This window comes from Burkholderia sp. L-4, assembly GCF_056856535.1.
The window spans coordinates 1,930,451-1,952,001 of record NZ_JBXEOX010000002.1 but is presented as its reverse complement, the minus strand read 5'-3'; the positions used below and the strand labels follow the sequence as shown (position 1 = coordinate 1,952,001).

At 68.8% G+C, this 21,551-nt stretch carries 16 protein-coding genes; 7 read left to right on the top strand and 9 right to left on the bottom strand.

Features of this window, described 5'->3' with window-relative positions; all coding sequences use genetic code 11:
- Positions 1–35: 35 nt before the first annotated feature.
- The 8 genes from AC1VVG_RS25600 to AC1VVG_RS25565 form a co-directional block, all read right to left on the bottom strand.
- A complete protein-coding gene (locus AC1VVG_RS25600) occupies positions 36–863 on the bottom strand; it encodes a M55 family metallopeptidase (protein WP_473375159.1) in 828 nt (275 codons plus the stop codon).
- Positions 860–1,942: a DmpA family aminopeptidase gene (locus AC1VVG_RS25595; protein WP_482836614.1), complete on the bottom strand. Its 1,083-nt coding sequence runs from the start codon at positions 1,940–1,942 to the stop codon at positions 860–862. Before AC1VVG_RS25595 ends, AC1VVG_RS25600 begins: the two co-directional genes overlap by 4 nt.
- Entirely contained in the window at positions 1,942–2,835 is an 894-nt protein-coding gene (gene gsiD, locus AC1VVG_RS25590; protein ID WP_034191590.1) for a glutathione ABC transporter permease GsiD, read from the bottom strand. The genes AC1VVG_RS25595 and gsiD overlap by 1 nt, the downstream gene beginning before the upstream one ends.
- Before the next feature lie 7 nt (positions 2,836–2,842).
- Entirely contained in the window at positions 2,843–3,763 is a 921-nt protein-coding gene (gene gsiC / locus AC1VVG_RS25585; protein WP_034191591.1) for a glutathione ABC transporter permease GsiC, read from the bottom strand.
- Between the two features lie 67 nt (positions 3,764–3,830).
- Positions 3,831–5,393 carry a glutathione ABC transporter substrate-binding protein GsiB gene (gsiB, locus tag AC1VVG_RS25580; protein ID WP_034191592.1) on the bottom strand — a complete coding sequence of 521 codons (1,563 nt, stop codon included), beginning with the start codon at positions 5,391–5,393 and terminating at the stop codon, positions 3,831–3,833.
- A gap of 129 nt (positions 5,394–5,522) precedes the next feature.
- Positions 5,523–7,427 carry a dipeptide ABC transporter ATP-binding protein gene (locus AC1VVG_RS25575; protein ID WP_482836612.1) on the bottom strand — a complete coding sequence of 635 codons (1,905 nt, stop codon included), beginning with the start codon at positions 7,425–7,427 and terminating at the stop codon, positions 5,523–5,525.
- A 27-nt stretch (positions 7,428–7,454) separates the two neighbouring features.
- Positions 7,455–8,441 carry an isoaspartyl peptidase/L-asparaginase family protein gene (locus AC1VVG_RS25570; protein WP_049030774.1) on the bottom strand — a complete coding sequence of 329 codons (987 nt, stop codon included), beginning with the start codon at positions 8,439–8,441 and terminating at the stop codon, positions 7,455–7,457.
- The gene (locus AC1VVG_RS25565) at positions 8,438–9,382 is read right to left on the bottom strand and encodes a MurR/RpiR family transcriptional regulator (RefSeq protein ID WP_049030772.1); all 945 of its coding nucleotides are present in this window, start codon (positions 9,380–9,382) and stop codon (positions 8,438–8,440) included. Before AC1VVG_RS25565 ends, AC1VVG_RS25570 begins: the two co-directional genes overlap by 4 nt.
- Positions 9,383–9,851: 469 nt before the next feature.
- Between AC1VVG_RS25565 and AC1VVG_RS25560 the strand changes: the two genes are divergently transcribed.
- The 5 genes from AC1VVG_RS25560 (at position 9,852) to AC1VVG_RS25540 (ending at position 17,566) form a co-directional block, all read left to right on the top strand.
- A complete protein-coding gene (locus AC1VVG_RS25560) occupies positions 9,852–11,123 on the top strand; it encodes an MFS transporter (protein ID WP_034191596.1) in 1,272 nt (423 codons plus the stop codon).
- A gap of 27 nt (positions 11,124–11,150) precedes the next feature.
- A complete protein-coding gene (locus AC1VVG_RS25555) occupies positions 11,151–13,571 on the top strand; it encodes a glycoside hydrolase family 31 protein (RefSeq protein ID WP_069705286.1) in 2,421 nt (806 codons plus the stop codon).
- Positions 13,572–13,677: 106 nt separating this feature from the next.
- Complete coding sequence (locus AC1VVG_RS25550; protein WP_034191598.1) at positions 13,678–14,865, top strand: porin; 1,188 nt, start codon at positions 13,678–13,680, stop codon at positions 14,863–14,865.
- Positions 14,866–15,171: 306 nt separating this feature from the next.
- Positions 15,172–17,193 (top strand): BCCT family transporter, encoded by a 2,022-nt coding sequence (locus AC1VVG_RS25545; RefSeq protein ID WP_482836610.1) that lies wholly within the window; start codon positions 15,172–15,174, stop codon positions 17,191–17,193.
- 61 nt (positions 17,194–17,254) lie between these two features.
- Entirely contained in the window at positions 17,255–17,566 is a 312-nt protein-coding gene (locus AC1VVG_RS25540; protein ID WP_034191600.1) for a hypothetical protein, read from the top strand.
- Between the two features lie 98 nt (positions 17,567–17,664).
- On the opposite strand, the gene AC1VVG_RS25535 is transcribed toward AC1VVG_RS25540, so the two are convergent.
- Positions 17,665–18,513 carry a class I SAM-dependent methyltransferase gene (locus AC1VVG_RS25535; protein WP_482836608.1) on the bottom strand — a complete coding sequence of 283 codons (849 nt, stop codon included), beginning with the start codon at positions 18,511–18,513 and terminating at the stop codon, positions 17,665–17,667.
- Positions 18,514–18,673: 160 nt separating this feature from the next.
- Between AC1VVG_RS25535 and AC1VVG_RS25530 the strand changes: the two genes are divergently transcribed.
- Positions 18,674–20,137 carry a metallophosphoesterase family protein gene (locus AC1VVG_RS25530; RefSeq protein WP_034191602.1) on the top strand — a complete coding sequence of 488 codons (1,464 nt, stop codon included), beginning with the start codon at positions 18,674–18,676 and terminating at the stop codon, positions 20,135–20,137.
- The gene (locus tag AC1VVG_RS25525; RefSeq protein ID WP_208606523.1) at positions 20,134–21,519 is read left to right on the top strand and encodes a cytochrome-c peroxidase; all 1,386 of its coding nucleotides are present in this window, start codon (positions 20,134–20,136) and stop codon (positions 21,517–21,519) included. Before AC1VVG_RS25530 ends, AC1VVG_RS25525 begins: the two co-directional genes overlap by 4 nt.
- The last annotated feature ends 32 nt before the right edge of the window (positions 21,520–21,551 follow it).

Genomic DNA, 21,551 nt, shown 5'->3' with positions numbered 1-21,551 from the left:
CCGGCCGCACGCACGCGGCATCGTGGCGGCGCGCATCACCGCAGCATGAACGACATGGCCGACAGGCTGTTCAGCGTGCGCACCACGTGCTCGACCGACGGCCCGTCGAAGCGCAGCGTCACCGCATCGACGCGCTCGAGCGACGGCAGCACGCCGAACAGGTCGGCCTGCGCGGCCGTCTGCACGCGCAGCGTGCAAGCAGCCGGCGCGGGCCGATGGGCACCCGCGCGCCACCCCGCCGACAGCGCGTGCGCGACCGTCTCGCGCGCGGCGGCCGCGATCCGCGCACACGACGCGGAGGGCGTGAGCGTATCACCGCTCGATGCGCCGCCGGCCGTCTTGACCGTCTCGAAACGGGCATCCGGAAACAGCGGCTGCGTTTCCCCGGCGAACACGTCGTCGCCCGTGGCGAGCGCGACGCGCGCGCCATATTCGTGCGCCAGCGCGCCGTACAGCCCGGCTTCGCCGAGCTCGACGCCGTTCAGCCACACCTGCGTGAACGCGAAGCTGTTGATCGTATGCGCAAGCACGCCGCGCGTCTGCGACTTCGCGTGATAGCCGATCATGAACACGAGGTCGGGCTGCTGTTCCAGGCCCGCCATCATCCCGAGCATGCGCGGCTTGCCAAGCACGACGCGGGCGCGCGCATCGAGCCCGTCGGGCAGCAGGTTGCGATAGCCGCCGTGCGAATCGTTGACCCACACGGCCTGCGCGCCGCCCGCGAACGCGCCTTCGATCGCCGCGTTCGCCTCGGCGGTCATCCAGCGGCGCGCGCGTTCGTACTCCGGATTACCCGCGCGCGTCTGCTCGATGGCGAATACGCCGGCGACGCCCTCGATGTCGGTCGAGATCAGAATTTTCATGACTGGGTCGGATGCCCTTCGTTATTTTCGTTGAACAAGCGGTCGAGATCGGGCACCGCGTCACGCAGCGATTGCCGCACGTGCCCGTCGCGCCCGGCGACCGTCACGGCCTGCAGCAACGCGTCGGCGATCGCGTGCTCGACGCTTTCGGCCGCGGCCATGAACAGCGGATCGAGCGCCGCATCGGCCACGAGGGCCGGCAACGCGATCGTCGTTGCGTCGTGCGCGATCGTGCAGGCCGTCGAGAACGCAAGCGCGATATCGCCGCTGCCGTGGCCGTAGACGGAACCGGTACGCGCCAGCCCCGCGCCTGCGCGGCGCGCGAGGCGCGACAACTGCCGCGCGTCGAGCGGCGCATCGGTGGCCAGCAACAGGATGATCGAGCCCTGCTCGGGCGGCGCCGCATGCGCGGCATCGGCCGCACGCCGTTGCGCGACGACGCGCCCGAGCGGCACGCCGCCGAGCGTCAGCATCGGCAGTCGGCCGAAATTCGCGAGCACGAGCGCACCGACCGTGTAGGGCCGGCCAGCCGCGAACGCCACGCGTGATGCGGAGCCGATCCCGCCCTTCAGGTCGAAACACGACATCCCGCGCCCCGCCCCCACCGCACCGCGTGCGACGTCGCGGGAGGCCGTGCGGCACGCGTCGTCGTAATGCGCGGCCGTGACCGCGAATGCCTGGATATCGTTCAGGTAACCGTCGTTGCACTCGAACACGAGCGGATTGACGGTCGACCAGTCGCGGCCGATCCGCGGATTCGCGGCGATCGCCGCACGGATCTGCGCCTGGGCCACCGCGCCGACGCCGAACGTATTGGTCAGCGCGATCGGCGTCTCGAGCGTGCCGAGTTCGCCGACCTGCACGAGCCCGACGCTCTTGCCGAAGCCGTTGATCACGGCCACGCCCGCCGGCACCTTGCTGCGGTACACGTCGCCCGGATGCGGCTTCACGACGGTCACGCCCGTCTGCACGTCCCCGGCATCGAGCGTGCAATGGCCGACCGTCACGCCCGGCACGTCGGCGATCGTGCCGCGCGGCCCGGCCGGCAACGTGGCACTCCACATCGGCGCCACCCGCATCAGCGGCGCTCCAGCTTCGGATCGAGCGCGTCGCGCAGCCCGTCGCCGAGCAGGTTGAACGCAAGGACGGTCAGGAAGATCGCGAGACTCGGAAAAATGGCGATGTGCGGCGCCGTCACCATGTCCGCGCGCGCCTCGTTGAGCATCGCGCCCCACTCCGGCGTCGGCGGCTGCGCGCCGAGCCCGAGGAACGACAGGCTCGCGGCCGTGATGATCGACGTGCCGATCCGCATCGTGAAGTAGACGACGACCGACGACACGGTGCCCGGCAGGATGTGCCGCACGATGATCGTCCAGTCCGACGCGCCGATGCTGCGCGCGGCCTCGACGTAGGTCATGTGCTTGAGCATCAGCGTGTTGCCGCGCACGAGCCGCGCGAACGCCGGGATGCTGAAGATCGCGACCGCGCAGATCACGTTGACCATCCCGTTGCCGAGGATCGCCACCACGCCGATCGCGAGCAGGATGCCCGGGAACGCGAACAGCACGTCGGCGATACGCATCGTGATGCGGTCCCACCAGCCTTCGTAGTAGCCGGCGAGCAGCCCGAAGAACGTGCCGATCACCGCGCCGAGCGCAACGGAGAAGAAGCCGGCCGCGAGCGAGATGCGGGTGCCCGTGACGATCCGGCTGAAGATGTCGCGGCCGAGCGAATCGACGCCGAACCAGTGCACGGCCGACGGCCCCGCGTTCAGCGCGTCGTAGTCGAAATAGTTCTCCGGGTCGAACGGCACGATGTGCGGGCCGACGAACGCCAGCACGACGAGCGCGAGCACGAAGCCGCCCGCGACGAGCGCGACGGTCTGCTTGCGGAACTTGCGCCAGAATTCGCGCCACGGCGTGCGGATCGCGCTCGATGCGGCCGGCGCCGCGGTCTGGACAGTCGCGTTCATGCGCGCCTCACTTGAACCGGATGGTCGGGTTGATGACCGCGTACAGCACGTCGACGGTCAGGTTGATCAGGATGAATTCGAGCGAGAACAGCAGCACGATCGCCTGGATCACCGGGTAGTCGCGCATCGTCACCGCATCGACGAGCAGGCGGCCGAGGCCCGGCCAGTTGAACACGACCTCGACGACGATCGAGCCGCCGAGCAGGAAGCCGAACTGCAGCCCCATCATCGTGACGACCGGGATCATCGCGTTGCGCAGGCAGTGCTTGAGCACGACCATCGGCTCGTGCACACCCTTCGCTCGCGCGGTGCGCACGAAGTCCTCGTTCAGCACTTCGACGAACGACGCGCGCGTGAAGCGCGCCATCACGGCCGCGACCGCCGCGCCGAGCGTCAGCGACGGCAGCACGTAGCTCTTCCACGAGCCGTCCGGCACGACCGGCAGCCAGCCGAGCTTCACCGAGAAGACTTCCATCAGCAGCATGCCGAGTGCGAACGCCGGAAACGAGATACCCGACACCGCGATCGTCATGCCGAGACGGTCGGGCCAGCGATTGCGCCAGACCGCCGACGCAATCCCGATCGCCATCCCGAACAGCGTCGACCACACCATGCTGACGAGCGTCAGCATCAGCGTCGGCATGAAACGTTCGCCGATCTCGGTCGAGACCGGCCGCTTGCTGCGCGTCGATGTGCCGAAATCGCCGTGCGCGATCTTCGCGAAGAAATTCACGAATTGCGCGGGCAGCGGCCGGTCGAGCCCGAGATCGGCACGCACGAGCGCGACCGTCGCGTCGTCGGCTTCGGGGCCAGCCGCGAGCCGCGCCGGGTCGCCCGGCAGCAGGTGCACGAACAGGAACACCAGCACCGCGACGATCGCGAGCGTGGGCAGCAGGCCGAACAGGCGTTTGACGAGGAAATTCAGCATGGGGCACCGATCGAATCAGCGCACCGGCGGCTTGCGCCGCCGGCACCGCGTGGCGGGCAAGCCGCCGTCATTTCACCGAGATTTCGTCGAAGTTGAACGAACCGTCCGGCATCACGTACATGCCGTGCAATCGCTTGTTGCGCGCATAGACGATCTTCTCCTGCACCAGGAAAATCCACGGCGCGTCGGTCCACACCTGCTTCTGCGCGTCGGCGTAAAGAGCGGCCTTCTTCGCACGGTCGGTCGTCTCCAGCGCCTTCGCGAGATCGTCGTCGACGGCGCTGCTCTTGTAGTACGCGGTGTTGTAGAGCTTCGGCGGCGCCGATGCCGACGCGAGCAGCGGCGTCAGTGCCCAGTTCGCTTCGCCCGTCGATGCCGACCAGCCGCTGTAGTACATCCGCACCGGCGCGGCTGCCGGATCCTGCGCGCTCTCGACCTTCGCGACCCGCTCGCCGGCCTCGAGTGCCTGCACGCGCACCTTCACGCCGACCTGCGCAAGCTGCTGCTGGACGAACTGGATCAGCTTCTGCGCCGTCGAATGGTTGTACGCGGACCAGAGCGTCGATTCGAATCCGTCCGGATAACCGGCTTCCTTCAGCAACGCACGCGCCTTCGCCGGGTCGTACGGCCAGGGCCCGAGCTTCGTCCCATATTCGACGCCCATCGGCACCACGCCGGTCTGAGGCGTCGCGTAGCCGGCGAACACGACCTTCGCGAGCGCTTCCTTGTTGACCGCGTAGTTCAGCGCTTCACGCACCTTCGGGTTGTCGAACGGCTTCTGCTGCGTGTTCAGCGAGATGTAGCGCTGGATAATCGACGGCGACTCGATCAGCTCGATCTTCGGGTTGCTCTTGAGGTCGCTCGCCTGCTCGAACGGAATCGTGAACGCGAAATCCGCCTCGCCCGTCTTGATCAGTGCGGCGCGCGTGTTGTTGTCGACCACCGGTTTCCAGTCGATGGTGTCGACCTTCGGATAACCCTTCTTCCAGTAGCCGGCGAATTTCTTCACCTTCATGTCGTCGGTCTGCTTCCATTCGACGAATTCGAACGGCCCGGTGCCGACCGGATGCAGCGACACGTCGCGCCCCCACTTCTTCAGCGCGGCCGGCGAGATCATCACCGCCGACGGGTGCGCGAGCGTATTGATGAACGCCGAGAACGGCTCGCGCAACGTGAACCGCACCGTGGTCGGATCGACCACTTCGGTCTTTTCGATCACGCGGAACAGGCCGTAACGCTTCAGCTTGTTCGCCGGGTCGGTCACGCGATCGAAGTTCGCCTTCACCGCGGCCGCGTTGAAGTCGGTGCCGTCGTGGAATTTCACGCCCTCGCGCAGCTTGACCGTGTACACCTTCGCGTCCGGCGACGCCGTGTAGCTGGTCGCCAGGACGTTGACGAGCTTCATGTTTCGGTCGAAACCGAACAGCCCCTCGTAGAACGACTTGACGACGGCCTGCGACACGGTATCGTTCGCGTCGTACGGGTCCATCGTCGTGAACGTCGAGTACACGGCGACCACGACATTCTGCTGCGCGAACGCGGGCACCGCGACCGACAGCGCGAGCGCGCCGGCCCCCGCCGCGAACAGCGCGCGCGGACGGAACATCGGGAACGAATACGGCTTGTTCATCTTGCTGGGCTCCTGTGGATGATTCGGTAACGCGTGGTGGAAATCGCGGCGTGACTGCACCCGCTCGGGATAAAGACGCCGTTGTCTCGCTCGTGCGCAGCTGCGGTCCATATGCAACCTGCCGCGCGCTCAATACGCGCCGCCGACGCGATGCGTCGCGACGTAATGATCGGGGCCGACCGCGACGAGCGGCGCGACGACCGGGTCGTCGCCGATCGCGCGGATCGGGCTCGGGATTTCGTCCGCCGCGAGCTGGCGCGGCGCATGCCGGCGCGCGGGGTCGGCCACCGGCACCGCGCTCATCAGCTTCTTCGTGTACGGATGCTGCGGCGCCTCGAACACCGCGCGGCGCGGGCCGATCTCGACGATCTGGCCGAGATACATCACCGCGACGCGATGGCTGATGCGCTCGACCACCGCCATGTCGTGCGAGATGAACAGGTACGCGACGCCGAGCTCGCGCTGCAGGTCGAGCATCAGGTTGACGATCTGCGCCTGCACCGACACGTCGAGCGCCGACACCGACTCGTCGGCGATCACGACCTTCGGGTTCAGCGCGAGCGCACGCGCGATCGCGATCCGCTGGCGCTGGCCGCCCGAGAATTCGTGCGGATAGCGGCGCGCGGCCTCGGGCGGCAGGCCGACCTTGTCGAGCAGCCAGTCGACGCGCGCCTGCGCCTCGCTGCCGCTCGCGACGCCGTGCACGAGCAACGGCTCCATGATCGAGAAGCCGACCGTCAGGCGCGGGTTCAGCGACGCGAACGGATCCTGGAAGATGAACTGGATGTTCCGGCGCAGCGCCTGCAGGTCCGCGCCCTTCATCGCGCTGATGTCGCGGCCGTCGAATTCGATCGAACCGCTCTGCGATTCGACGAGGCGCAGCAGCGAACGGCCGGTGGTCGACTTGCCGCAGCCCGATTCGCCGACGAGCGCAAGCGTCTCGCCCGCGCGCAGCTCGAAACTCACGCGCTCGACCGCATGCACGTACTGCGACACGCGGCCGAACACGCCGCTTCTCACCGGAAAGCGCGTGACGAGATCGCGCACGCGCAGGATCGGCGGCGCGGCGCGATCGACGGGCGGCTGCGCATCGTCGTTCGCGGCGGGCGCCGTGGCCGGCGCCGGTGCCGTCGTGCTCGCGTCCACCTTCAGCAACGGGAATTTCTCGGGCGCGTCGGTGCCCTGCATCGAGCCGAGCCGCGGCACGGCCGCGAGCAGCGCCCGCGTGTAGCGATGCGCGGGCGCCGCGAAGATGCGGTCCGACTCGCCCTCCTCGACCTTCTCGCCGCGATACATCACGAGCACGCGATCGGCCACTTCGGCGACCACGCCCATGTCGTGCGTGATGAAGATCACGCCCATGTTCATTTCGTCCTGCAGCCCACGCACCAGTTGCAGGATCTGCGCCTGGATCGTCACGTCGAGCGCGGTCGTCGGTTCGTCGGCGATCAGCAGCGCGGGCCGGCACGACAGCGCCATCGCAATCATCACGCGCTGCCGCATCCCGCCCGACAGCTGGTGGGGATAACGCGCGAACACGCGGCGCGCTTCCGGAATGCGCACGAGATCGAGCAGCCGCAGCGCTTCCGCGCGCGCTTCGGCCGCGCTCTTCGACTGGTGCAGCGCGATCGCCTCGCTGATCTGGTCGCCGACCGTGAACACCGGGTTCAGCGACGTCATCGGCTCCTGGAAGATCATCGCGATGTCCGCGCCGCGAATGCCGCGCATCGTCGCGGCGCTCGCCTGCGCCAGATCGACGAGCGCGCCGCCGCGGCGCCGGAACGCGATCCAGCCGCCCGTGATCGCGCCGCCGCCGTGCTCGACGAGCCGCATTAGCGCGAGCGACGTGACCGATTTGCCGGAGCCCGATTCGCCGACGATCGCGAGCGTCTCGCCGCGGTCGACGTGAAACGACACGTTGCGCACCGCGTCGAACGTCGCGCCTTCGCGGCGGAACGTGACCGACAGGTCGTCGACGGCCACCACGCGCTGTTCGGGCAGCACGAGGCCGGATGGGGTTCGGCTCGAAGTCATGCGGGGTTCTCCTCGTGCGATCCGGAATCAGGCCGCATCGTCGCGGTAGATGCCGACGACCGGCGCCTCCCCGACGCGCGCGTAACCGCGGTACATCCCTTCGGTGTTGAACGGCATCGCGACGTTGCCCTGAGCATCGACCGCGATGATCCCGCCGCGGCCAGCCAGGCGCGGCAGCTTGTTCATCACGACGTCGTGTGCCGCGTCGGCGAGCGACGCGCCGCGATACGCCATCTGCGCGGCGACGTCGTGCGCGGTCGCGAGCCGGATGAACATTTCGCCGGTACCCGTCGACGATACCGCGCAAGTCGCGTCGTCGGCATAACAGCCCGCGCCGATGATCGGCGAATCGCCCACCCGCCCCGGCTGCTTGTTCGTGATGCCGCCCGTCGACGTCGCCGCCGCGATGTGGCCGTGCAGGTCGCACGCGACCGCGCCGACCGTGCCGTGCTTGCGGTCCGGATCGAGCGGCTCGGCCGGCTGCGACTTGCCGAACGCGAACGTCGCCGCATCGTGGTCGAGCATCGCACCGGCCGTCGCACGCGCCTTGAGCCACTGCGCATGCCGCGCTTCGGTGTCGAAGTAGCCGGGTTCCGCAAGCTCGAGCCCCTGCGCGGCCGCGAACGCATCGGCGCCCGCGCCGGCGAACAGCACGTGCTCGCTCGCCTCCATCACGCGTCGTGCGGCCAGCACCGGATTGCGCACACGCGTCGCGCAGCAGATCGCGCCGGCGCCGAGCGTCGCGCCGTCCATGACCGCCGCGTCGAGTTCGTGCTTGCCTTCGGCCGTGTAGACGGCGCCGCGCCCGGCGTTGAACAACGGGCAGTCCTCGAGCATGCGCACGGCGACGGTAACGGCGTCGAGCGCGCTGCCGCCGTCGGCCAGCACCTGCTGCGCGGCCTGCAGGATCGCGGTCAGTTCGCCACGGTATCGGCGTTCGGTGTCGGTATCCATCGCTTCGCGCAGGATCGTGCCTGCGCCGCCGTGAATCGCGACGATCGCGGGTGAAGTCATGATTTTTTCGGACCGGGGGAAGAAGGGTTGACGGCCGGCAACGCCGCCTGCGGCTGCACGAGCCAAGGCAGCAGGAATTCGGTCATTTCGGCGGCGGATTTCGCGGACCGGTGCGTACGCAGCGCGACCGCGTCGATCAACGCCTCGATCATCGTGAGCACGGCGGCTTCCGACGTGGCGGCGAAACGCCGTTCGGCCTTGACGTACAGGTTCAACGACGCGATCGGCGCCAGCGGCGATTGCGGACCGTCCGAGATGCCGAGCACGCGCGCGCCGCGCGCCGCCGCACGACGGGCCAGCTCGACCGTGTCCTTCACGTAGCGCGGAAACGCGAGCGCGATCACGAGGTCGCGCGAATCGGCCGTGTACAGGCGCCGTGCCGCGTGCGAAGGCCCGCCGAGCAGCGCGAGCGACTGCACGCTGTCATGGCACACGGACAGCCCGTGCTCCATCAGCCCGGCCAGGAACGCGCTCGACCCGGCGCCGAGGATCAGCACGCGCCGCGCGCCGACGATCGCCTCGACCGCGGCCTCGACGTCGGCCGCATCGAGTTGCGCGCGCGTGCTCCCGATGTTCGCGACGGCCTGGTCGAATACCGCGTCGATCCATACCGCGCCGCGTACGCCGGGCTCCTGCTCCTGCGCGGAACGCAGCCGCTCGACCGGCCCGAGCGTCGCCTCGAAGCCGCGCACGAGCGCCGCGCGCATCGCCGGATAGCCGTCGAAACCGAGCGCCTTCGCGAAGCGGTTCGCGGTCGCGATCGACGCATTCACGGCCTGCGCGAGCTCGTCGATCCGCATCGTCGCCGCGCGAAACGGGTTCGCGAGCACGAACTCGCCCATGCGCCGGTGAATCGGCGTCATCAACGGCATCGCCGACGCGATCCGCTCGGCGATCGCGGGTTCGTCGTGAATGGCATCGGGCGGAACGAGAGGCGTCATGCGAAGGGTCGTTGCAAGGATGATGAAAATCAATTTACACAATCCAGATTCCGGAAAGAAATAAATTTTCATCAGGGTTGTCACGCCCCATCCGACGGGCGCCGCGCGTCCAGCCGTCGCACAGCCCCGCCACGCGGGCATTCGGCACGCGGCCGCGGCCGTCTTCGTGCGCCGCTGCCGTCCGCTTATCGGGAAAACCCCGATCATGTTCGTTCGAATGCAAATTCACGTTGACCGGATTCGAATTCGAACATAGGATGCTCGAAAATGATCAGTCGTCAGATAACAAAGACGTCAGACGGTCACGAAATGTTCGCTCGAACCGCTTGATTTCGATATAAACCGATGGAAACCGGTGTTCAAGATGATCGGACATCGTACAAATAAGGTGAAAGAGCCGTCCTGATCGGACGGCTCGCATGGTTCAAGGCAGGTGTCGCATGCCCGCCCTGCCCAACAGGAGACAGCAGTGAAAACAGTCAAGGCATTGCGCTGGTGGATCATCGTGCTCGTGTGTCTCGGCACGATCCTCAACTACCTCGCACGGAATTCCCTCGCGGTGCTCGCGCCCGAGCTGAAGCAGGTGTTTGCGATCTCGACGCAACAGTATTCGTACATCGTCGGGGCCTTCCAGATCGGCTACACGATCATGCAGCCGGTATGCGGATTCATCGTCGACCTGATCGGGCTGCGGCTCGGCTTCGCGCTGTTCGCGATGCTGTGGTCGGTGGTCGGCGTCGCGCATGGTTTCGCGTCGGGCTGGTTGTCGCTCGGCATCCTGCGCGGTTTCCTGGGGCTGTTCGAAGCCGCCGCGATTCCGTCGGGGATGAAGGCTGTCGCCGAATGGTTTCCCGATCGCGAGAAGTCCGTCGCGGTCGGCTACTTCAATGCAGGCACGTCGCTCGGCGCCGCGATCGCCCCGCCGCTCGTCGTGTTCCTGTCGATGCGGTTCGGCTGGCAGGCCGCGTTCATGGCCACCGGCGCGCTCGGGTTCGTATGGGCCGCGCTCTGGTACACGCAGTACCGGTCGCCCGCCGAGCATCCGCGCATCTCGCCGCAGGAACGCACGCTGATCCGCGACGGCCAGGCGACGATGCCGCCCGTGTCGAAGCGCCGTATCCGCGACGTCGTCACCGCGCGGCGCTTCTGGGCCATCGCGCTGCCGCGCTTCTTCGCCGAACCCGCCTGGCAGACCTTCAGCTTCTGGATTCCGCTGTACCTCGCGACCGAGCGCCACATGCCGCTCACGCAGATCGCGATCTTCGCGTGGATGCCGTTCCTCGCGGCCGATGCCGGCGGCATCGCGGGCGGCTACCTGTCGCCGTATCTCGCGAAGCGCTTCAAGCTGCCGCTCGTGTGGTCGCGCGTCGCCGGCGTCGCGCTCGGCGCGGTGCTGATGCTCGGGCCCGCGATGATCGGCCTCGTGTCGTCGCCGTACACGGCCATCGCGCTGTTCTGCGTCGGCGGTTTCGCGCACCAGATGATCTCCGCGCTCGTCAACACGCTGTCGGCCGACGTGTTCGATTCCGAGGAAGTCGGCACCGCGAGCGGCTTCGCGGGAATGGCCGCGTGGATCGGCGGGCTCGGTTTCTCGCTGCTGGTCGGCGCGCTCGCCGACAAGATCGGCTACGCGCCGCTGTTCGCGTGCCTCGGCCTGTTCGACATCATCGGCGTGACGCTGCTCGCGGTGCTGATCCGCGGGCAGTCGAAGCAGGAACGCCTGCTCGCGCAGCACGCCTGACATTCGCTCTCACCAGGAATCGCATCCATGACTTCGCTTCTTCATCCGCCCGTGTTCCGCGTCGCCGCCACGCACGCGAACCGCGTGCTGCTCGCGTCCGAAACGGGCGCCACCGTCGAGATCTTCGTGCTCGAGGACGACATCGTGCGGGTGCGCGTGCTGCCCGACGCGACCGCGCGCAACCCGCGCACGTGGACGATCGCGCCGGGCCTCGACGACGTGCCGCTCGACGGGCGCGACCGCCTCGACCTCGACGGCTTCACGCTGCCCGCCTTTTCCCTCGTCGAGGACGACGACGTCCTGTTGGTCGAAACCGCCCAGATCCGGCTCGCGGTGCGCCGGCAAGGCGGCCATTGCACGTGGTCGATGCGCGGGGCGGACGGCGCCTGGCGCGTCGCGCTCGCCGACCGTGCGACGCAGGCGTACAACTTCGGCTGGTGGGACGATCGCGCGTATCACTACGTCGCGCGCGAACGCGGCGACAAGGTCTTCGGCCTCGGCGAACGCGCGGGCGAACTCGACCGCACGGGCGCGCGCTTCGAGATGCGCAACATCGACGCGATGGGCTACAGCGCGAAGCATACGGACCCGCTGTACAAGCACATCCCGTTCTACATCACGTGGTCGCCCGACGCGTGCCAGGGCTTCGGGCTGTTCTACGACACGCTGTCGGACTGCACGTTCGACATGGGCCGCGAACTCGACAACTATCACGGCCCGTACCGCTATTTCGTCGCCGAGCACGGCGATCTCGACTACTACTTCATCGCCTCGCCCGACACGCCGCTCGCGGCCGCGCGGCGCTTCACGTGGCTCACCGGGCGCCCCGCGCGCACGCCGAAATGGGGGCTCGGCTATTCGGGCTCGACGATGAGCTACACCGACGCGCCGGACGCGCAGCAGCAGATGAACCAGTTCGTCGAGCAGTGCGACACGCACGACATCCTGTGCGATTCGTTCCACCTGTCGTCGGGCTACACGTCGATCGGCGCGAAGCGCTACGTGTTCAACTGGAATCGCGACAAGTTTCCCGACGCGAAGGGTTTCGTGCAGCATTACCGCGACCACGGCATCCGCCTGTGCGCGAACATCAAGCCGTGCCTGCTGCGCGACCATCCCGCGTTCGACGATGCCGCGAAGCGCGGGCTGCTGATCCGCTCGGCGTCCGGCGAGCCCGCATGGGTGCAGTTCTGGGACGAGGTCGGCGCCTATATCGACTTCACGCAGCCGGATGCGTACCGCTGGTGGCGCGAGCAGGTCACCTCGGCGCTGCTCGACTATGGAATCGAATCGACCTGGAACGACAACAACGAATACGAGATCTGGTCGCCCGACGCGATCGCGCACGGCTTCGGCCAGCCGTTCCCGGCGCGCGAGGCGAAGGTGCTGCAGACGATGCTGATGATGCGCGCGTCGCGCGACGCGCAGCGTGCGCATGCGCCGGCGCGGCGGCCGTTCCTCGTGTCGCGCGCCGGCGGCGCGGGCATGCAGCGCTACGTGCAGACCTGGTCCGGCGACAACTACACGTCGTGGGAAACACTGCGCTACAACCTGAAGATGGGTCTCGGGCTCGCGCTGTCGGGCGTGTCGAACATCGGCCACGACATCGGCGGCTTCTCCGGCCCCGCGCCGTCGCCCGAGCTGCTGCTGCGCTGGGTGCAGTTCGGCATCTTCATGCCGCGCTTCAGCATCCATTCGTGGAACGACGACGGCACCGTCAACGAGCCGTGGATGTATCCGGAGATCACCGCGCAGATCGCATCGCTGATCAAGCAGCGCTACCGGCTGCTGCCCTACCTCTACCACCTGCTGTGGCTGTCGACGACGCGCTACGAGCCCGTGCTGCGACCGACCCTCGCCGATTTCCCCGGCGATGCGCGCTGCTACGACGCCTGCGACGACATGATGCTCGGCGACGCACTGCTCGTCGCGCCGGTCGTCGATCCCGGCCAGACGGCGCGCACGGTTTACCTGCCGTCCGGCGCGCGCTGGATGTGCTGCGCGAGCGCGCAGGCGTTCGACGGCGGCGCAAGCGTGACGCTGCCCGCCCCGCTCGACACGCCGGTGATGCTACTGCGCGAAGGCCGCGTGCTGCCGCTGAACGTCGCGGCCCAGCACTTCGGCGCGCGCGGCGACACGCGCGGCTTCCTCGTCGCGCCACGCATCGAGGACGGCGTCGCGTCCGGCGAATGCGTCGAGGACGACGGCGAAACGGAAGCCTGGCGCGACGGCGAATACGGACTGTGGCGGATCGAAACCGGCCGCGAGGCATCCGGCGCGCTCGGCGTGTCGGTGCGCTGGGACGGCCGCCCGGCCCGCCCGGCCGAGCGCGTCGAGATCCTGCTGCCGGCGTCGCTGCAAGGCCCCGTCGCCGTGCGCGGCGCGCGCGTCGAGCAGGATGCGCAGGACGGCGCATGGCGCCGCATCGTCGTCGCGTTCGACGACTGACGCAAGCCCGATCAGGCGGGCCGTTCGCGCGGCCCGCCGTCCGCCACAGAGGAGGCACCCCAGCCTCCCGCCCCGTTGGAAAGATGAAGAGACCTGGAGATCGACAATGAAAGCACCCGTCAACCGTTATGCAATCCTGATTTTATCGGCCGCCTCGCTCGGCACGACCGCCGCCCACGCGCAGAGCAGCGTGACGCTGTACGGCGTCGTCGACGATTCGATCGCGTACGTGAACAACCAGCAGGGCCATTCGAACATCTACATGCGCGACGGCAACCTGTATGCGTCGAAGTTCGGCCTGCGCGGCGACGAGGATCTCGGCGGCGGCACGCACGCGATCTTCGACCTGCAGTCCGGCTTCAACCTGAACACGGGCGCGCAGGCCGCCGCCGGCACGCTGTTCAACCGCCAGGCGTTCGTCGGCCTGCGCAACGATCACTACGGCACGCTGACGGCCGGCCGCCAGTACACGCCCTACTTCCTGTTCGTCGGCCCGTACGCATCGAGCAGCTGGCTGACCGGCGCGACGGGCGCGCATCCGGGCGACATCGACGGCCTCGACACGACGATCCGCGTGAACAACTCGGTCACCTATACGTCGCCGACTTTCTCGGGGCTGTCCGCGAGCGCGATGTACGCATTCGGCGGCATCGCCGGCGCGACCGGCAAGGGCAACACGTTCAGCGCCGCGCTGCGCTACGCGAACGGGCCGGTCGGGATCGCGGCCGGCTACCTCCGGATCAACAGCTCGGGCTCGTCGGCCGGCTTCCTGAACCCGGCCACCGCGGCGTCGGGCAGCTTCGCGGTGTCCGTGCTGAACCAGGGCTACCTGACCGCGAAGGCCGTCGAACAGGTCGCGGCGGCCGGCAACTACACGCTCGGCGACCTGACGATGGGCCTCAACTATTCGAACGTGAAATACCTGCCCGGCAACGGCTCGGCATTCACCGACACGGCCGTGTTCAATACCTACGGCGCGCTTGCCGCGTACCGCTTCACGCCGGCGTTCTCGGTGGCCGGCGCGTTCGCTTACACGCTCGCGTCGAAAGCGAACGGCGTCGCGAGCGCGGCCCGCTACCAGCAGTACTCGCTGAAGGAGTCGTACAGCCTGTCGAAACGCACGACGCTCTATGCGCTGCAGGCGTACACGCATTCGAGCGGACAGACGCTCGGCGCGCAAGGCGCCGGCCACATCGTCGACGCGGCGCCGATCGTGGGCGATTCGCAGCAGCTCACGCCGTCGACCACGCACGGCCAGTTCGTCGGCATGGCCGGCATCGCCGTCACGTTCTGAACCTGCCGGCAGCGCCTCCAGCGCGCTGCCGACGCCCCGGACGATGCGCATTCCGCATGCGCCGTCCGGGCGCCCGATGTCCGGCCGCCGCGCCGTGTTCCCCGTCCCGTCCGCCTGCCGCGCCACCGCGCAGGTTTGCCGGATCGCGCCGATACCTTACAATTCGTCAGATTAATCCCTTCTGCATGCCCCTTCTTGCAGTCCTGACACCGCGGTACACTCGACGCACGCCGTATCAGGGTCCGACGCGCGACACGCGCGCCGGGCGGCGTTGCGCCTCGTTGCGCCCACAACTGGATGCCCGCCATGCCGGATTCCCGTCCCTCGCCCCGCACGACGTTCAAGCCGCAAGTCGTCCTGCCCGCGCTCGCCGTGATCGGCGCGCTGCTCGTCGTGTGCGCGCTGCACCCGAGCGAAGCCGGCGCGTTGTTCTCCGCCGGCCAGCAGTGGGTCATCGCACGCTTCGACTGGTTCTACGTGCTCGCCGTCACCGGCTTCCTCGTGTTTCTCGTGCTGATCGCCGCCAGCGGCTTCGGCAACATCCGCCTCGGTCCCGACGATGCCGAACCCGAATTCAGCTTCGTATCGTGGACGGCCATGCTGTTCGCGGCCGGCATGGGCATCGGCCTCATGTATTTCGGCGTCGGCGAGCCGATGCAGCATTTCCTGAAACCGCCGACCGTCGATCCCGGCACGCCCGCCGCCGCGCGCGAAGCGATGCTGATGACGTTCTTCCACTGGGGCTTCCATGCGTGGGCGATCTACGGGCTGATGGGGCTCGTGCTCGCGTACTTCGGCTTTCGCTACAACTTGCCGCTGACGCTGCGCTCGGGGCTGTATCCGGTGCTGCGCGAGCGCATCGACGGCTGGATCGGTCACACCGTCGACGCATTCGCGCTGGTCGGCACGGTCGCCGGCATCGCGACGACGCTCGGCTACGGCGTGATGCAGCTGAGCGCGGGCCTGCATACGGTCGGCGGCTGGGACACCGGCAGCAACGTATTCCGCATCGGGCTCGTCGCGGTCGTCGTGATCCTCGCGGGCGTGTCGGCCGCGACCGGTCTCGACAAGGGTGTGCGGCGGCTGTCCGAACTGAACCTGCTGCTCGCGTTCCTGCTGCTCGCCTTCGTGGCCGTCGCCGGCCCGACGCTGTTCCTGTTCCGCGCGCTCGTCGACAACGTCGGCCAGTACCTGTCGAGTCTCGTCGACCTGTCGTTCCGCACTTACGCGTATGCGTCGCCGCGCGAGGAAGGCTGGTTCGGCGGCTGGACGATCCTCTACTGGGCGTGGTGGGTGTCGTGGTCGCCGTTCGTCGGGATGTTCATCGCGCGCATTTCGCGCGGCCGCACGATCCGCCAGTTCGTGATCGGCGTGCTGCTCGTGCCGACCGCGTTCAACCTCGTGTGGATGACCGTGTTCGGCAACAGCGCGATCTGGCTCGATACGCACGGCGCGGCCGGCGCGCTTGCGCAAACGGCCACCAACGTCGACGCGCTGCTGTTCCGCTTCTTCGATTTCCTGCCGTTGACGCAACTGCTGTCGATCGCCGCGATCGTGCTGATCGCCGTGTTCTTCGTCACGTCCGCCGATTCGGGCGCCTTCGTGATCGACCAGATCGCGACCCGCGGCAACGCACACTCGCCCGTGTGGCAGCGGCTGTTCTGGGCCGTGCTGCTCGGCGTGACCGCGGCGGTGCTGCTCGTCGCGGGCGGGCTCGGCGCGCTGCAGGCGATGACGCTGATCGCCGCGCTGCCGGTCGCGATCATCATGCTCGCGCTGTGCTACGGGCTGTGGCACGGGCTCGCGGCCGATCGTGCGCACTATTCGCAGGACGTGGCGCCGGCAACGAGCTTCTGGACCGGCCAGCACTGGCGCCATCGGTTGACGCACATCCTGCGGCAGACGACCGAGGCCGAAGCGCGCCAGTTCGTCGCGGAAACGGTCGAGCCGGCGCTGCGCAAGGTTGCCGCCGAATTGCGCGCGAGCGGCGTCGATGCGCACGTACAGCGCGACAGCGACGATGCGGTGCGGCTTACCGTGCCGACCGCCGAGCATCGCGACTTCGTGCACGGCGTGCGCGTGACGGCGAAATCCGCGGCGGCGTTTCTCGTGCGCGAGGCGGCCGAGCCCGATGCGGCACGCGAGCACGTGTACGGGATCGTCACGTTCTTCGAGGACGGCCGGCTCGGCTACGACGTCGAATACCTGCGCGGCGACGAGGTGATCGCCGACGTGCTGCGCCAGTACGAACGCTACGTGTCGCTCGCCGCCGACAAGCGCACGCATCTGCTGAGCCGCGCGCCGGGACATGCGACGGAGGCCGAATGAGCACGCACGCGGCTCGCATCGTTTCGCCGTACCGGTCGGCCACGCCCGACGGAGCGTCGCGATGAATGCGCTCCTGCAAAGCCGCTCCGCCGACCTCGTCGCGCTCGGCACGCTCGCGCTGCTGTATCTCGGCGGCGCCTGCATCGCGCTGTGGCGAATCCGCGCGGCCGCAGCACGCGGCAAGATCTACTGGATCGTCTGCATGGCACTGCTGACGGGCGGCGCCGTCGCAATGGGCGGCAACCTGTCGCCCGTGCCCGACACCGGTGAAATGCCGCCCGGTTTCGCGCTTGGCGTCGAGGCGGTCCTGCTCGGCCTCGCGCTGGTGGCCGGCGGTTGCGCGTGGCTGATGCTGCGCGCGAGGAAACCCTGACACGCACCGCGCAGCGCGGTTTCCTCAGGCGTGAACGGCGCCGCGCAAGCGGGCCATGCCGGCACCGATGCGCGTTGCTCCGTTTTATCGCCATCACGCTACGCGGACGGCGCGCGCGCCGTCACGAGCCAGCACGCCGCATCGAAGCGCACCTCGGCGCCGCGCACGTAATGCTCGAACGCGGCACGCACCGTGTCGACCACGCGGCGCCGGGTAGCTTCGTCCGCCTCCAGCAGGGCAAGGCCGACCGGACCCAGCCGGGCGATGTACTCGTCCAGCGCGGCCGCGGGCAGCACGCATACTCTGTCGACCGGCTTGATCTCCACGTCGGCCCAGCCGCTGTCCGCCAGCACCGACACGATCCGCTGCCGGTCGCCGAACGCGAACTGGCCCGGCGCGCCGGGCTGCCGTGCGGGCAAGTTCGGCAGCAGCGGCGCGGCGGCCCGCTCGGCCGTCGTCATGAACGGGTTGTCGGCCGCACCGCGCCACGCGACGAACCGCATCCGCGCGTCCGGCCGCGCCGCCTGCCGCAGGTTCGCGAACGCCCGGACCGGGTCGTCGAAGAACATCACGCCGAGGCGCGACACGATCAGGTCGACGCTCGCGGGCTCGAATGCATGCGTCTGCACGTCCGCGCGCACGAATCGCGCATGCACGCCGCTGCGTTCGGCACGCGCCCGCGCGGCGTCGATCATCCGCGCCGAGAAATCGATGCCCGTGCAGTGCGCATTCGCGCCGAGCCGCCGCGCGATCGCGAGCGTGACGGCGCCGGTGCCGCAGCCGACGTCGAGCACATTGCTGCCGGATGACACGGCCTCCGCATCCGCAAGCAACGTCTCGAGCGGCGCGAACATCCGGTCGATCGTTTCCTGCACGTCGACCCACGCGCGCCCCGACGGGCCGTTCCACAGGGCGGACTGCGCTTCGTTGGGCCGGCTGGTTTCCATCGTCGACTCCCTTCTGGTTCGTGAATGATGAACCGGACTGTGCTGCTTCAAGCCGGCTTGAAGTCAAGGCCCGCCGGTATGCGCGCGCCGCCGCATCCTGCTTTTCACATTTCTTACATTCGCGCTGCGTATCGTTGACGGCTTTCCTACGGTGCCTCCCATGCGACGATTCCTCACGCGCACCCTGCTCGTGCGCTGCGCTCCCGTTGTTGCCCTCGCCGCGCTTGCCGCGTGCTCGAATCACATCGATACGCCGGACGATCCGGCCAGCGCCTCGGCCAACGTCCAGGCCGCCTGGGTCGAGATCGGCGAGGCGAACCAGGCGATCGCGCGCGTCATCACGAACTACACGCCCGCGTCGGCCAGCGAGCCGCTGTGCCCGCAACTGACCGTCGACGGCAAGCTGTCGCGCATGGCGCTGCGCGCGGGCGCCGCAACGCCGGCCCAGCGGCCGACCGCCAGCGATCCGGCCGATTCGAAGCCGTCGAGCTTCCCGGTCTCCGTCTGCGAAACGACGCTGCCGGCCGGCGCGCAGGCGGCGAGCGTCGCAGGCCGCACGCTGCCGCTGCCGAAAGCGCAGCCGCAGCGCATCGCGATCATCGCGGACACCGGCTGCCGGATGAAAAAGGCCGACAACGCATGGCAGGCGTGCAACGACGCGACGGTCTGGCCGCTGAACACGATCGCGGCCAGCGTCGCGAAGCTGTCGCCCGATCTCGTCCTGCACATCGGCGACTACCACTATCGCGAGAACGCGTGCCCGCCGGACATCGCCGGCTGCAAGGACAGCCCGTGGGGCTACGGCTGGGATACGTGGCAGGCCGACCTGTTCCGCCCGGCCGCGCCGCTGCTCGCGAAGGCGCCGTGGGTCGTCGTGCGGGGCAACCACGAGGAATGCGCGCGCGCGGGCCAGGGCTGGTTCCGCTTCCTCGATCCGCGTCCGTATGCGGCGGCCCGCTCGTGCGACGATCCGGCCAACGACAACAACGCGAACTATTCGGAACCCTACGCGGTATCGCTCGGCGGCGGCTCGCAGGTGATCGTGTTCGATACCGCGAAGGTCGGCCGCACGCCGCTCAAGACGACCGACGCGCAATTCGGCATTTACCAGAAGCAGTTCCAGACGGTCGCATCGCTCGCGTCGAAGGCCGGCATGACGACGACGATCTTCACGAACCATCATCCGATCCTCGCGTTCGCGCCGATCGCCGGCAGCACGCCCGCGCCGGGCAACCTCGCCCTGCAGTCGGTCATGTCGAGCCTCAACGCGCAGGCGTACTATCCGCCGGGCGTGCATGTCGCGCTGCACGGCCACGTGCACGACTTCCAGGCGATCAACTTCTCGTCCGGACACCCGGCGACGATCGTGTCCGGCAACGGCGGCGACAACCTCGACGTCGCGCTGCCCGATCCGTTCCCGGCCGGCCTGACGCCCGCACCGGGCGCCGTGATCGAGCGGCTGTCGCACAACAACAGCTTCGGCTTCCTGATCATGGAGCGCCGCGCGGCGCCCGCGACGGGCTGGGTGTTCCATGCGTATTCAGCGGCGGGCAAGCTGCTCGCGTCGTGCGACCAGTCCGGCACGACGCTCGCCTGCGACAAGACGGGGTTCATTGCGCCGTGAGTGAAGCCGTCCGACGTAACGGCCGCGTGGTGCGCGGCCGGCAGGCGCTGCGCACGCTTTCCGTCGCCGTGCTCGCCGGCCTGACGCTCGCGGCCCATGCCGCGCCGGCCGAAACGGTACTGCTCCCGGGTGCGCCGCCGTCGCGCGTCGTCAACACGATCGGCACCGGCACGCCGCAGGTGACCGGCAAGATCGATGCGGCCGCCGCGCGCTTCGCACCCGACCCGACGCTCGTCGCGCTCGGCCGGCGGATCTTCTTCGACCCGCGGCTGTCCGAGCCGCGCGGCCTGTCGTGCGCGGGCTGCCACGATCCGGGCCGCGCATTCGCGCCGACGCTGTCGGCCGCGTCGCTCGCCGGGCCCGGCGTGCCGGAAGGCAGCCGGCCCGGGCGCTTCAGCCAGCGCAACGCGCCGTCCCTGCTCTACGTGCGCTACGTGCCGCGCCGCCACTTCTACCAGGACGACGATGCGCCCGCGCCGTCGCCGTTCGGCGGCCTGTTCGGTGACGGCCGCGCGGATACGCTCGCCGAGCAGATTCGCGGGCCGCTGTTCGATCCGAACGAGATGAACAACCGGTCGCCGGCCGCGCTGCTGCGCAAGGTCAACGCGACGGAACTCGCGGCCGATCTCGCCGCGCGCTTCGGCGCGCCGGTGCGGCGCGATCCCGGGCAACTGGTGCGCGCGCTGGGTTCGGCCGTCGAGGCCTATCTGCAGAGCGACGAGATGGCGCCGTTCACGTCGCGCTTCGACGCGTTCCTGCGCACGCGCACGCCGCTGGCGCCAGCCGAGATGCGCGGCCTCGCGCTGTTCCGGAATCCGGACAAGGGCAATTGCATGACTTGCCATACGCTGTCGGATACGTCGAGCCGCCCGGAACGCTCGCTGTTCACCGATTTCGGCTACGACGCAATCGCGGTGCCGCGTAACCGCGCGCTGCCGGCGAACCGCGACCCGCGCCATTTCGACAACGGGCTGTGCGACACCGCCCGTCGGCTGCGCTGGCCCGAGCCGACGCAGTGGTGCGGCTACCTGCGCACGCCGGGGCTGCGCAACGTCGCGGTCAAGCAGACGTTCATGCACAACGGCGTGTTCACTACACTGCGCGACGCGGTCGCGTTCTACAACACGCGCTCGACCGATCCCGGCTTCTGGTATCACGGCGCCAACACGTTCGACGACGTGCCGGCCGCCTATCGCGGCAACATCAACGTCAACTCGACGCCGATGAACCGCCGGCCCGGCACGCCGCCCGCGCTGACCGATGCGGAAATCGACGACATCGTCGCGTTCCTCGGCGCGCTGACCGACGCGCGCTACACGGCGGTCGCGGCCGCCCAGGCGCCCGCTGCCCGGATGACGCGTACCGCCGCGCCAGCGCGTTGACTCTGGCCGGACGGCCAATCGCACGCGCACCC